Origin of the sequence: Arsenicicoccus sp. oral taxon 190 (assembly GCF_001189535.1) — a bacterium.
GTDB lineage: Bacteria > Actinomycetota > Actinomycetes > Actinomycetales > Dermatophilaceae > Arsenicicoccus.
In genome coordinates, this window is sequence record NZ_CP012070.1 from 1,842,126 (window position 1) to 1,855,438 (window position 13,313).

At 72.7% G+C, this 13,313-nt stretch carries 10 protein-coding genes; 7 read left to right on the top strand and 3 right to left on the bottom strand.

The window, feature by feature from the left end:
- Positions 1-166: 166 nt before the first annotated feature.
- Together ADJ73_RS08685 and ADJ73_RS17305 are read left to right on the top strand one after the other, a co-directional pair.
- Positions 167-1,363 (top strand): acyl-CoA dehydrogenase family protein, encoded by a 1,197-nt coding sequence (locus ADJ73_RS08685; RefSeq protein ID WP_050347951.1) that lies wholly within the window; start codon positions 167-169, stop codon positions 1,361-1,363.
- Positions 1,364-1,474: 111 nt separating this feature from the next.
- Positions 1,475-2,224, top strand: a complete 750-nt coding sequence (locus ADJ73_RS17305) for a general stress protein (RefSeq protein WP_216593618.1) — start codon at positions 1,475-1,477, stop codon at positions 2,222-2,224.
- A 117-nt stretch (positions 2,225-2,341) separates the two neighbouring features.
- Here ADJ73_RS17305 and ADJ73_RS08695 read toward each other — a convergent pair whose 3' ends face one another.
- Positions 2,342-3,838, bottom strand: coding sequence for an aminopeptidase P family protein (locus ADJ73_RS08695; RefSeq protein WP_216593712.1), 1,497 nt, complete (start codon positions 3,836-3,838; stop codon positions 2,342-2,344).
- Positions 3,839-3,911: 73 nt separating this feature from the next.
- On the opposite strand from ADJ73_RS08695, the gene ADJ73_RS08700 reads away from it, so the two are divergent.
- The 4 genes from ADJ73_RS08700 (at position 3,912) to ADJ73_RS08715 (ending at position 8,640) form a co-directional block, all read left to right on the top strand.
- Positions 3,912-5,468, top strand: coding sequence for a threonine/serine ThrE exporter family protein (locus tag ADJ73_RS08700; protein ID WP_172669710.1), 1,557 nt, complete (start codon positions 3,912-3,914; stop codon positions 5,466-5,468).
- A 106-nt stretch (positions 5,469-5,574) separates the two neighbouring features.
- Positions 5,575-6,630: a MaoC family dehydratase gene (locus ADJ73_RS08705; RefSeq protein ID WP_050347953.1), complete on the top strand. Its 1,056-nt coding sequence runs from the start codon at positions 5,575-5,577 to the stop codon at positions 6,628-6,630.
- 106 nt (positions 6,631-6,736) lie between these two features.
- Positions 6,737-7,585 (top strand): PHP domain-containing protein, encoded by an 849-nt coding sequence (locus tag ADJ73_RS08710; RefSeq protein ID WP_050347954.1) that lies wholly within the window; start codon positions 6,737-6,739, stop codon positions 7,583-7,585.
- Positions 7,586-7,725: 140 nt separating this feature from the next.
- Entirely contained in the window at positions 7,726-8,640 is a 915-nt protein-coding gene (locus tag ADJ73_RS08715; protein WP_050347955.1) for a RecB family exonuclease, read from the top strand.
- 138 nt (positions 8,641-8,778) lie between these two features.
- Here the strand turns inward: ADJ73_RS08715 and ADJ73_RS08720 are convergent, their stop codons facing one another.
- Positions 8,779-10,650 carry a BCCT family transporter gene (locus ADJ73_RS08720; protein ID WP_082177140.1) on the bottom strand — a complete coding sequence of 624 codons (1,872 nt, stop codon included), beginning with the start codon at positions 10,648-10,650 and terminating at the stop codon, positions 8,779-8,781.
- A 190-nt stretch (positions 10,651-10,840) separates the two neighbouring features.
- Positions 10,841-12,394: a DEAD/DEAH box helicase gene (locus ADJ73_RS08725; protein ID WP_050347957.1), complete on the bottom strand. Its 1,554-nt coding sequence runs from the start codon at positions 12,392-12,394 to the stop codon at positions 10,841-10,843.
- A 233-nt stretch (positions 12,395-12,627) separates the two neighbouring features.
- Between ADJ73_RS08725 and ADJ73_RS08730 the strand changes: the two genes are divergently transcribed.
- Positions 12,628-13,278: a ferritin-like fold-containing protein gene (locus ADJ73_RS08730; RefSeq protein WP_050347958.1), complete on the top strand. Its 651-nt coding sequence runs from the start codon at positions 12,628-12,630 to the stop codon at positions 13,276-13,278.
- The last annotated feature ends 35 nt before the right edge of the window (positions 13,279-13,313 follow it).

The following is a 13,313-nucleotide window of genomic DNA, read 5'->3' on the forward strand; positions in this document are numbered from 1 at the left end:
GACCTACCGGCGGCGGCTCGATCAGCCTGGGGAAGGAAGGCCGGTCGATCCGCCTGCCCCCGGTAGGTGGTGAGGGTCACGGCGGCTACGGCTGTCCGTGGCGACGGGCGTTCGTCATACTCCCTGGTAGTCACAGGTGAGCCACCAACGAAGCCGGAGAGACCCCATGGGACGCATCCAGACGACCGACGGACTGACCGAGGAGCAGGGTGAGCTGCTCGCGCTGGTGCGGGAGTTCGTGGACGAGCAGATCATCCCCGTCGCGACCGAGCTGGAGCACCGGGACGAGTACCCGACGCAGATCGTCGAGGGCATGAAGGAGATGGGGATCTTCGGGCTGATGATCCCCGAGGAGTACGGCGGCCTGGGGGAGTCGCTGCTGACCTACGCGCTGACCGTCGAGGAGATCGCGCGCGGCTGGATGAGCGTCAGCGGCATCATCAACACCCACTTCATCGTGGCCTACATGCTGCTGCAGCACGGCACCGAGGAGCAGAAGCAGAAGTACCTGCCCAAGATGGCGACCGGCGAGATCCGCGGCGCCTTCTCGATGAGCGAGCCCGGCTGCGGCTCGGACGTCTCCGCCATCAAGAGCAAGGCCGTCCCCGGCGAGGGCGACGCCTGGACCATCAACGCCCAGAAGATGTGGCTGACCAACGGCGGCTCGTCCACCCTCGTCGCGGTACTCGTCAAGACGGACACCGGCGCCGACTCGGTCTACAAGAACATGACGACCTTCCTGGTCGAGAAGGAGCCTGGCTTCGGCGAGGTCGCGCCCGGCGTCACGGTCCCCGGCAAGATCGAGAAGATGGGCTACAAGGGCGTCGACACGACCGAGCTCGTCCTCGACGGCTACCAGACCACGACGGCGCAGATTCTCGGCGGCGAGCCGGGCAAGGGTTTCTACCAGATGATGGACGGCGTCGAGGTCGGGCGCGTCAACGTCGCGGCGCGGGCGTGCGGCGTCGCGCAGCGCGCCTTCGAGCTCGGCATCGACTACGCCCAGCAGCGCGAGACCTTCGGCAAGAAGATCGTCGACCACCAGGCGATCCTCTTCCGCCTCGCCGACATGGCCACCAAGTGCGAGGCCGCGCACCAGATGATGGTCAAGGCCGCCCGCCTCAAGGACAAGGGCGAGCGCAACGACCTCGAGGCCGGCATGGCCAAGTACCTCGCCGCGGAGTACTGCGCCGACGTCGTCGAGCAGTCCTTCCGCATCCATGGCGGCTACGGCTACTCCAAGGAGTACGAGATCGAGCGCCTCTACCGCGAGGCCCCCATGCTGCTCATCGGCGAGGGCACGGCGGAGATCCAGAAGATGATCATCGGCCGTCGCCTGCTCAAGGACTACGCCGCTCGCTGACGCTCGCGCCCGGGGCCGTATGCCGCCCCGCCCGCGCGTCCTCGCGCTGCGTCCAGGCGATGCTCAGGCGGCACCCAGGGGTGCCGGGGCGAACGACGGCATAATGGAGGCATGTCCCAGACCCCCATGAACCCTGCGTCCGGCCTGACGGCGGAGAGGCTCCAGCTGGAGTGGCCCGCCTCCGTCGGCGTCTTCGACCGCTACACCGACGCGCAGAAGGCCGTGGACCACCTCGCGGACCACTCCTTCCCGGTGCAGAACGTCATGATCGTCGGCACCGGCCTGCGCCAGGTCGAGCGCGTCACCGGGCGGCTGTCGCAGCAGAAGGTCGCCCTCGGCGGGCTGCTCTCCGGCATGTGGATGGGTCTGTTCGTGGGCCTCGTGTTCTCGATCTTCGACGGCCAGGGGATGCGCACGGTGGTCACCACGGTGCTCTTCGGTGCGCTCTTCGGCCTGGTCTGGGCGCTGATCGGCTACGCCCTGACCCGCGGCCGCCGGGACTTCACCTCGGTGTCTCAGGTCGTCGCGACCCGCTACGAGGTGCTCGTCGAGCACCAGCTGCAGGGCCAGGCCCGCGAGATGCTGCGCGCCGCCGGCCTGCTCGGGGCGCAGGCCACCCGTCCGGCGGGTGCGCCGACCGGTAGCCAGTCCACCCCGGTGGGGCAGCCGGCCCCGACGGGCAGACAGTCCACCCCGGCGGGGCAGCCGGCGCCGACGGGCCAGCCCTACGACCGGCCCGCGCCCGGCGGGGTCCCCACCGACGGGAGCCACGGCGACAGCGCCGGCCCCGGGCCGGTCAGCGGCCCGGGCCAGGCCGGTGGCGGCGCGACCCGCTCCGGCCAGGACGACCAGCGCCGCTGACACACGAGCCAGCAGAGGCCACGGGCCCGCATCCCCCACGAGCGGGGGTGCGGGCCCGCGGCATACGTGCCGGTCGGTGGGCCGGCGGCGTCCCGACGACGCCGCGCCACCCCGGTGTCAGGGTCGGCCGCGCTCCTGCACCTCGGCGATCCACCGCTCCACGTCCGCGACGGTGCGGGGGATCGCCGCGGACAGGTTGTCGCAGCCGTCCTCGGTGACCAGGACGTCGTCCTCGATGCGCACGCCGATCCCGCGCAGCTCGTCGGGGACGAGCTCGTCGTCGGCCTTGAAGTACAGCCCGGGCTCGACCGTGAGGATCATGCCCGGCACCAGCTCGGCCTCCATGTAGTCCTCGCGCAGCGCCAGCTGGCAGTCGTGCACGTCCATGCCCAGGTGGTGGGAGGTGCCGTGGACCATCCAGCGGCGGTGGTACTGCCCGTGGTCGGGGTCGAGGGTCTGCTCCACGGTGACGCCCTCGGGCAGCAGCCCCCAGTCGTGCAGGTGCTCGGCGATGACCCGGATCGCGGCCGCGTGGACGTCCTTGAACCGGTTGCCGGGGCGCACGGCCGCCAGGCCCGCCTCCTGCGCCGCGAGCACCGCCTCGTAGACGCGCCGCTGCGGCGCCGAGAACCGGCCGTTGACGGGCAGCGTGCGCGTGACGTCGGCGGTGAAGAGGGAGTCGACCTCGACGCCGGCGTCCACGAGGATCAGGTCGCCGTCGCGGACCTCCCCGGTGTTCTTGATCCAGTGCAGCGTGTTGGCGTGGTCGCCGGAGGCGCAGATGGAGTCGTAGCCCACGCCGTTGCCCTCGTGGCGGGCGTAGAGGCCGAAGACCCCCTCGACCCACCGCTCGCCGCGGCCGCGGCGGACCGCCTCGGGCAGGTCTGCCACGACGCCCTCGAAGCCGGTGTGCGTCGCCGCCACGGCCGCCCGCATCTGCTCGACCTCCCAGGCGTCCTTGACCATGCGCCGGGTCGACAGCGAGCGGGCCAGAGCCTGGTCCTGCTCCTCCTGCGACTCCGTGACGCCGGCCTCGGCGCGCACCTGGTCGACGAGGGCGGCCACGGCCGCGTCGGCGTCGCGCACGACGCGCAGCTGCACGGTGCCGGCGTCCTTGGCGAGGACGTCCTTGAGCTCGTCGATGTGGCGGGCCCGCACGCCCAGCTCGGACTCCACGTCGGCGACCGTGGGGCGAGCGCCGACCCAGAACTCGCCATACCGGCTGTCGGCGAAGAATTCCTCGCTGTCGCGCGGGGCCAGCGGCCGGAAGAACAGCGTCGTCTCGTGGCCGCCGTCGGCCTGCGGGTCCATGACGAGCACGGCGTCGGGCTCCCGGTCGGCGCCGAGGCCCGTCAGCCACGCGAAGGCGGTGTGCGGGCGGAAGACGTAGTCGCAGTCGTTGGACCGCACCTTCAGGCCGCCCGCCGGGATGACCAGCCGCTCCCCGGAGAACTCCTGGGACACCGCCTCGCGACGCGGCTCGGTCACGTCGGCGACCTCCGCGCGTGGCGTCGGATCGCTCGAGCGCGGCGCCCACCCCGACGCCACGAACTCGCGGAACTCCGCGCTGCTGGGCCGGCTGCGGTGCTCGGCCTTGGGCTGCTCCTCGCTCATCATGGCTGCCATGGTGCCACGCGGCACGCCGGTCGCTTGCGTCGCGGCCCACCCGCCAGGGACAGTACGGAGCGTGACGACCTCGCAGCACCCTGGAGCCGTGCCGCCCCGGCGTTCCGCCGCCGTCTACGGGCTGCGTCGCACCGCGGCGCAGGCGGCCCGCGTCTTCCGGCCGAGCGACGGCACCGGGGTGCTGCAGCTCAGCCCGGACGAGGTCGACCCCACCACCGCCCGCAAGGTCCTCGACCTCGCGATGCGGGTGGCCGAGATGATGCTGAGCCACGGGGCGTCCGCCAACGACGTCACCGTCAACGCGCTGCGGATCACCCGCGCCTACGACCTGCGCTCGGTCCACGTCGACGTCACCTACACCTCGATCTACGTCTCCTACTACCGCGGCCACGACCGCGAGCCGCTCACGACCTTCCGGGTCGTGCGGGCCCGCTCCATCGACTACACCCGCCTGCAGCGGCTCCAGGGGCTCGTCAGCCGGATCGGCGAGGGCCTGCCCGTCGACGAGGCCTTCGACCTCTTCGCGGCGATCGTGCGCGCCCCCCACCCCTACCGGCGGTGGGTCGTCACCGTCGCCAACGCGGGTGTCGCGGCCAGCGTCTGCGTGCTGCTCAACGCCTCCCCGCTGATCATCCTCATCGCCTTCCTGGCGTCGGCGGCGATCGACCTGCTCATGGGCTGGCTGGCCAAGAAGCAGGTCCCCACCTTCTTCGTGCAGGCGCTCGGCGCCTCGATCCCGACGCTGGCGGCCATCGGCCTGATGAAGCTCGCCTACGACCAGGTCTCCTGGCTCGGGGACATCCGCCCCGAGCTGATCGTCGCCGGTGGCGTCGTGCTGATGCTGTCCGGGCTGTCCGCGGTCGGTGCCGCCCAGGACGCCATCGACGGCTACTACGTCACGGCCGGGGCGCGCACCTACGAGGTCCTCGTGCTGACCCTCGGCATCGTCGTCGGGATCCTCGCGTCGCTGCAGCTCGGGGACCGCCTCGGCGTGCCCGTCGTGCTCAGCGGCGCGGCCCCGCCGGTCGGCAACCTCGCCCAGCAGATCGGTGGCTCCCTGCTCATCTCGATGTTCTTCGCCGCCAGTACCTACGCCGGCCCCCGCACCGTCGTGCTGTGCGGCGGCATGGGCGTCCTCGGCTGGCTCGGCTACCTCGGCGGGACGCTGGTCGGGCTGGGGACCGTCTCCGCCAGCGCCCTCGGCGCCTTCGTGCCGGCGCTGCTGTCCGTGCCCATGGCGCGTCGGCTGCAGGTCCCGTCGCTGGCCCTGATCACCGCCGCCCTGGTCCCGCTCATGCCGGGCTCCATGGTCTACCGCGGCATCCTGGAGATCGTCGCCCACACCGGGTCCAAGACCAGCTTCGGCGACGGCGCCATGACCCTCTTCAACGCGGCGGGCGTCGGTATGGCGCTCGCGGCCGGCGCCTCGCTCGGCACCTACCTGGCCCGCCCCGGCCGCGCCAACCTGCGGCACGCGGGGCCGCGCGGCGGCGCGTCCGCGGCCGAGACGTCGATCTCCCCCGACAGCCCCGACGCGCAGCGCACCACGGCCCGCGCCGAGGAAGCGACGACCGGCACCCTGCCGGTGGTGCGGCACCCGCACGACCAGCACGGATGACCCCGCCCCGCACGGGCGGGCGGGTGCGGCATACGGCTGGGGACGTGACCAAGGGCACGCCCCGTGCGGGTGCCGCCGCCCGACCGGCTGCGGCAGCATGGGCGCCATGTCCAAGACCATGGCCGGCAACTACTTCGAGGACTTCGGGCTCGGGCAGGAGATCGTGCACGCCACGCCCCGCACGATCACCGCGGGCGACGTCGCGCTCTACCAGGGGCTCTACGGGTCGCGGTTCGCGCTGACGTCGGGGGAGACCTTCGCCAGGGGGCTGGGGCTGGAGCGGATGCCCGTGGACGGGCTGCTGGCCTTCCACGTGGTCTTCGGCAAGTCGGTGCCGGACATCTCCCTCAACGCGGTGGCCAACCTCGGGTACGCCGGAGGGCGGTTCGGGGTGCCGGTCTACGTGGGCGACACCCTCACCGCCACCTCCACCGTGATCGGCCTCAAGCCCAACTCCAACGGCGCGACGGGCAACGTCTACGTCCGCACGGTGGGCCGCAACCAGGCCGGCGAGGTCGTGCTGGACTTCGTCCGGTGGGTGATGGTGCGCCGCCGCGAGCGGGTCGCCACCGACGCGCTGGAGGAGGCGACGATCCCCGACCTCCCCGGCGCGGTGGCGGCCGCCGACCTCGTCGCGCCGTGGCGCGTCGTCGGAGGTTACGACACCGCGCTGGCCGGTTCGACCCACCTGTGGGACGACTACGAGGTGGGGGAGCGCATCGACCATGTCGACGGCATGACCATCGAGGAGTCGGACCACATGCTGGCCACCCGGCTCTACCAGAACACCGCCCGGGTCCACTTCGACCAGCACGCCCAGGCCGCCTCCCCGGCCGGGCGCCGGCTGATCTACGGCGGCCACGTCATCTCCCTCGCCCGCGCCCTGTCCTTCAACGGCCTCGGCAACGCGCTCTCGGTGGCCGCGCTCAACGGCGGGACCCACGCCAACCCGACCTACGCCGGCGACACGGTCTACGCCTGGTCGGAGGTGCTGGAGCGGCTCGAGCTGCCGGGGCGCCGCGACGTCGGTGCGCTGCGGGTCCGGACCGTGGCCGCCAAGGACCACCCGTGCGGCGACTTCCCCCTGCGCGGCGACGACGGGAAGTACCTCCCCCACGTGGTGCTGGACCTCGACTGCACGGTGCTGCTGCCGCGCCGCTGACCCTGCGCGTCTCTCCCCTCTCCCTCCCGCTCCCGCGATCGTGGACGTTTCTGGTCGTCCACGAGCACAACCCGTCCACGTTGGCGGGGGCGTCTAGATTGGCGGCATGCGCATCGACCTGCACACCCACTCGGTCGCGAGCGACGGGACCCAGGCCCCTGCGGACGTGCTGCGGGCGGCGCGGGCGGCGGGGCTCCAGGTGGTGGCTTTGACCGACCACGACACCACCAGCGGCTGGCAGGACGCCGCGGAGGTGGTCCCCGAGACCGGGGTGGCGTTGGTGCGTGGGATGGAGCTGTCCTGCTCCCACCGGGGCATCTCGATCCACCTGCTCAGCTACCTGCACGACCCCGAGCACCCCGGCCTGGTGGCCGAGATCGAGCGCGCCCGGGAGTCCCGGGCGACGCGGGCGCGCCGGATAGTCGAGCGGCTCCAGGAGCGGTTCCCGGAGCTGACCTACGACGAGGTGCTCGCGCAGGCGGGGGATGGCGCGACCATCGGCCGCCCCCACATCGCCGACGCGCTCGTGGCCCTCGGCGCCTGCCGGGACCGCGGCGAGGTCTTCCGGGACTACCTGTATGACGCCAGCCCCTACTACGTCCCGCACTACGCGCCCGACCCGGTCGCCGCGGTCCGGCTTGTGCGGGCGGCCGGGGGTGTGCCGGTCATGGCCCACCCCTTCGCCGCGGCGCGGGGGCGGGTGGTCGACGACGCCGTGATCGAGGAGATGGCGCAGGCCGGTCTCGCCGGCCTCGAGGTCGACCATCGGGACCACGACGAGCGTCAGCGCGCCCACGCCGCCGCGCTGGCGCGGGGGTTGCGGCTGGCGCAGACCGGGTCCAGCGACTACCACGGCGACGGCAAGCTCAACCGGCTGGGGGAGCGGACCACGTCGCCCGACGTGCTGGCCCGCATCGAGGACGAGGCGTCCGGGGTCCCGGTGCTGCGGCCCTGACGGGCCCTGATCAGCCCTGATCGCCCCGGACCACGCCTGCCGGGCCCGGTATCCACAGCCGGTCGCGTCGCGGACGGCGTCGTCCACAGGGGCGGCGTGGGCGCTGGGGTCGGGCCGGCCCCCGTGCCTAGGGTCGGACCATGACCGAGCCGACGACGCCACCACCCGCCCAGGGCTCCTTCCCGGGGATGCCGGAGCGGCTCTACGTCGCGAGCCCCTCCCGGCTGCTGGCATATGTCGACTGCCCGCGCCGCTACCGGTTGCAGTACCTCGACCGGCCCAAGCCGACCCCGGCGCCGCAGCGTGCCCACACCAGCCTCGGGATCGCCGTGCACAACACGCTGCGGGACTGGTGGGACCTGCCGGCGCAGCAGTGGTCCGCGAGCCGGGCGATGGAGCTGGTGCGCGCCTCTTGGGTGGCGACCGGCTTCCGCGACGAGGCGATGTCGCGGCGGTGGCTCGAGCGCAGCCAGCGCCACGTCGTGGACTACCTGCGGGGGCTCTCCCCGGCCAACCGGCCGATCGGGGTCGAGCGCACCGTGTCCCTGCGGACCGGCTCGATCATCGTGCAGGGACGCATCGACCGGCTCGACGACCGGCCGACGAGCGACGGTGGGCGCGCCCTGGTGGTCGTCGACTACAAGACCTCCCGGCGCACCTCGACCGAGCAGGAGCTGCGCACCTCCCTGCCGATGGCGCTCTACGCCGTGGCCGTCGGGGCGATGTTCCGCCGCAGCTGCGTCGACGTCGAGCTGCACCACGTCCCCAGCAGCACGGTGGTGCGGCACCGGCATACGACGGAGTCGTTGCAGCGCAAGGTCGCCGAGGCCGAGTCGATCGCGGCCGACCTCAAGCGGGCGGACGCCGACTACGCCGAGCGCGGGGTCGAGTCGCCGCACTTCCCGCCGCGGCTCTCGGCGCTGTGCGGCTGGTGCGACTTCCGGGCCCACTGCGCCGAGGGTGCGGCCCACGCCCCCGAGCAGTCGCCGTGGGCGGCGCTCGAGCCCGACACCGCGCCGGCGCCGGGGCAGGGCCGGGCGAGCCCTGCCGACTGACTACTCTCGCCTGCCCACTCTCGCCCGCTCACTCTCGACGGATCACCGGCGCGCGCCCCCGACACGACCGGGCGGCCGCCTCCACGAGGGGGACGGCCGCCCGAGATGCCCGGTGACGGGCTGGTCGGTGCCGAGAAGTCAGCCGCGGGTGTACCTGCCCACCAGCCGGTCCCAGATCCGCTCGGGCGCGGGAGCCTCGTCCTCGTGCCCGGCGGAGCGCACGACGATCTCGAGCTCGTCGTGTCCGTGCTCGCTGATCCCCCGCACCACGGCCTCGTTGACGAGCCGGGTGGCGAGGTCGGCCCGCCGGACCACGGGGTCGGTGCGCAGGTCCTTGACGAGCGCGACGCACAGGGCCGCCATCACGACGGCGAAGGGGAGCGCCGAGACGATGGTCAGGCTCTGCAGCCCGCTGAGCGCTTCCTTCATGTCGCCGTCCAGGCTGCCCGCGAGCAGCATGACGGCCGCCACGGCGCCGGTCGCCGCGCCCCAGAAGACCACCGTCTTGCGGGTCGGCTCGATGGTGCCGTGCTCGGACAGGGTGCCCATGACGATCGAGGCCGCGTCGGCGCCCGACACGAAGAAGATCGCGACCAGCACCATCACCAGCACCGTGGTCACCCCGGACCACGGGTAGTGGTTGAGCAGCTGGAACAACGAGGCGTCGGCGTTGACGGCCAGCGTGCCGCTGACCTCCGAGGCCATGTCGTGGAAGGTGCGCTGCGCGTCGATGGCCGCGCCACCGAAGATCGCGAACCACACCAGCGACACCAGGCTCGGGACGAGCAGCACCCCGGTGACGAACTGGCGGATCGTGCGGCCCCGCGAGATCCGGGCGATGAACATCCCGACGAAGGGGGTCCAGGAGATCCACCAGGCCCAGTAGAAGACGGTCCACGTGGACAGCCAGACCCTCATCGGCTCGAGACCGCTGGCGTCCGAGCGGGAGGCCATCCGCGCGAGCTGGTCGACGTAGGAGCCGAGCGCGTTGGGCAGCAGGTCCAGGATGAACAGCGTCGGCCCCACCAGGAAGACGAAGACGGCCAGCAGCAGCGCCAGCACCATGTTGACGTTGGAGAGCATCTCCACGCCGCGCGCGATCCCGCTGACGGCGGAGGCGATGAAGCAGATGGTGAGGACGGTGATGATGACGACCAGCAGCGTGGAGCCGACCTCGTGCACCCAGCCGTTGAGCTGCAGGCCGGCGCCGATCTGCAGCGCGCCGAGGCCGAGGGAGGCCGCGGAGCCGAAGAGCGTCGCGAAGATCGCGAGGATGTCGATGACCCGGCCGAGCGGGCCCGTGGCGCGGCGCCGGCCGATCAGCGGCGCGAAGACCGAGGAGATGAGCTGGCTGCGCCCCTTGCGGAAGGTGGAGTAGGCGATCGCGACGCCGACCACGGCGTAGATCGCCCACGGGTGCAGCGTCCAGTGGAAGAGCGTCGTGGCGAGCGCCAGCTGCACGGCCTCCGGCTGCTGGGCCGTCACGCCGGAGCGCGGTGGCGGCGCGATGTAGTGGGACAGCGGCTCGGCCGTGCCGTAGAACATGAGTCCGATGCCCATGCCGGCGCTGAACATCATCGCGATCCACGACTTGGTGGAGAACTCCGGCTCCTCACGGTCCGAGCCGAGCGGGATGTCGCCGTACCTGCTGGCGGCCAGCCACAGCACGAAGACCACGAACATGCTCGCCAGCAGCACGAACGCCCACCCGGCGTTGGTCATCACCCAGTCCAGGGCGTTCGAGGACGCGGTCGACAGCGACGCGGTGCCGACGAAGCCCCACACCACGAACGCGATCGCCAGCGCCGCCGTGATGCCGAAGGTGATCCAGTCGACGCCGGGCCGGCGCGGCCGCGACTCGGGCACCGCGGTGGTCAGCCCGGAGAGCAGCTCGTGGTCGTGCCCCGCGGCGGGCTCGGCATCCACCGTCGCCAGGGTGCTGCCGGCGGTGCCCGACGGTGGTTCGACGCCTGGTTCGCTGGTGACGGAGCGTGGCGGTTGTTCGGTCATCCGGGGATCCTCCTTGGAGGCCGAGACCTCCCCCGAGAGCACGGCCCGTCGTTGGTTTGTCCGCAAAGACCTGTCACCCTCCCGCGTCCCCAGGTGCGCTGGCAAATCCGGGGGATGTGCGACAGGGCCCCTGGGGAGTCCCCAGAGGCCCTGTGACCAGCGACGACGGCCGTATGCCGCCCGCCCGACGTCAGCTCTCGGAGCCGCCTCGCGCGGCGTCCTGCCCCTCGGCGGGACGGCCGCCACGGGTGCGCCGGCGGCTGCGGGCCCGCCGGGGGCGGCTGGCACCCTCTGCGCCGGTCGGGGAGTCGCCGTCACGCTGCGCAGCGTGGTCGCCGTCCCGGCCGCCGGGTCGGCCACGGCCGCCACGACCAGCACCGGCACCGGCACCGCGCTCGCCGCGGCCCTTGCCGGCGCGCTGGCCGGTCTCGCCGAGGTCCTCCAGCTGCTCGGCGTCCAGGCCGGCGCGGGTGCGCCGGTCGCGCGGCAGCCGGCCCTTGGTGCCCTCGGGGATGTCGAGGTCGGTGTAGAGGTGCTCCGAGGAGGAGTAGGTCTCGACCGGCTCGGGGATCCCGAGGTCCAGGGCCTTGTTGATCAGCCCCCAGCGCGGCGCGTCGTCCCAGTCCACGAAGGTCACGGCGGTGCCGGTGTGACCGGCACGGCCGGTGCGCCCGATGCGGTGGACGTAGGTCTTCTCGTCCTCGGGGCACTGGTAGTTGACGACGTGGGTGACGTTCTCGACGTCGATGCCGCGGGCGGCGACGTCGGTGGCGACGAGGATGTCGATCTTGCCGTTGCGGAAGGCCCGCAGGGCCTGCTCGCGGGCGCCCTGGCCGAGGTCGCCGTGGATCGCGCCGGCCGCGAAGCCGCGGTCCGTGAGCTCGTCGGCGACCTTGGCCGCGGTGCGCTTGGTGCGGCTGAAGATGATGGTCAGGCCCCGGTCGCGGGCCTGCAGGATCCGCGCCAGCATCTCGACCTTGTCCAGGGCGTGGGCCCGGTAGACGAACTGCTCGATCGCCTTGACGGTGTGCTTGTTCTCGGTCTCGTCGCCCATCGCGCGGATGTGCGTGGGGCGCGTCATGTAGCGGCGGGCCAGCGCCACGACCGCACCCGGCATGGTCGCCGAGAAGAGCATCATCTGCCGGGTCGGCGCGGTCAGCGCCAAGAGCTTCTCCACGTCGGGCAGGAAGCCGAGGTCGAGCATCTCGTCGGCCTCGTCGAGCACCACGATGCCCGCGTGCGACAGGTCGAGATGCCCCTGCTTGGCGAGGTCCAGCAGCCGGCCCGGCGTGCCGACGACGATCTCGACGCCCTGCTGCAGCTGCTCCACCTGCGGCTCGAAGGCGCGGCCGCCGTAGATCGTGGCGATCCGCACGCCACGGTCGCGCCCGGCCTTGGCGAGGTCACCGGCGACCTGCACCGCGAGCTCGCGGGTCGGGGTGACGGCCAGGGCCTGCGGCTTGCCCGCGTGGCGCAGCGTCGCGAAGCCCTCGTCGGTGGGGGAGACCACGCGGTCGAGCATCGGGATGCCGAAGCCGAGCGTCTTGCCGGTGCCGGTCTTGGCCTGCCCGATGATGTCGTGGCCGCCGAGGGCCACGGGCAGCGTCATCGACTGGATGGGGAAGGGGTGCTCGATGCCGATGGCGGCGAGCGACGCGACGATGTCCGGGTGGACGTCGAAGTCGGCGAAGGTCAGCTCCGACGCCACGGCGGCGGCGTCCTGGGAGGCGGTAGGGGTCGTCATACGGACTGGATCCTGTCGGCGAGGTGAGCCGGTGCGGCCGGGCGCCCTCGGCACGAGCGAGGGGCGGCACCGCAGCGCGGGCCCACGTGGTGGCGGAGCCGATCGGAGGTCTTCGGGCAGCGCTCGCGCTGCTGAGGGGACGTCGGGTCCGCCTCGCCTGTCACACCAGAGTCGGGCCGACCGGGCACCGTGGTCGTCACAAGTCTACCGGGCGGCGGCTACTGTGGGTGCACATGAGCACTACCGCGTCCGGGGACGGTGTCGTCGAGCTGTTCGCAGCCCTGGCCTACGGGGAGCTGACCGGCTTCTCCCGGCTGGCGAGCGACAGCGAGCTGGCGCCCACCACGGCGGCGCGCGTCGAGCTCGCCCGGCTCGCGGCCCGCGAGTTCCGGCACTACGAGGCGCTCGAGGCGCGGCTGCTCGAGCTGGGGGTCGACCCGCACGAGGCGATGGCGGCGTTCGTGGCTCCCGTGACCGCCTTCCACGAGCGCACCATGCCGCGCACCTGGGCCGAGCGGCTCGTCAAGGCCTACGTCGGCGACGGGCTCGCGATGGACTTCTACCGCGAGGTCAGCGCCTTCGTCAGCGACGCGGACCGGCCCCTCGTCCACCGGGTGCTGCAGTCCGAGGGCAAGGCCGAGCTGATCGAGGCCGAGCTGCGCACCGTCCTCGCCACGGACCCGGCCGTCGTCGGGCGGCTGTCGCTGTGGGGGCGCCGCCTGGTCGGGGAGGCCATGTCCCAGGCACAGCAGGTCGCCGTGGAGCACCCGGCGCTCGTGGAGCTGCTGGTCGAGCGCGGCGACGTGGGGGAGCTGGGGCGCCTCTACACCCGGCTCGCCGACGCCCACGGCGAGCGGATGGCCCGGCTGGGCCTGACCGTCTGACCTCTGCCGTCAGGCCTGTGACCAGCTGACCGTAT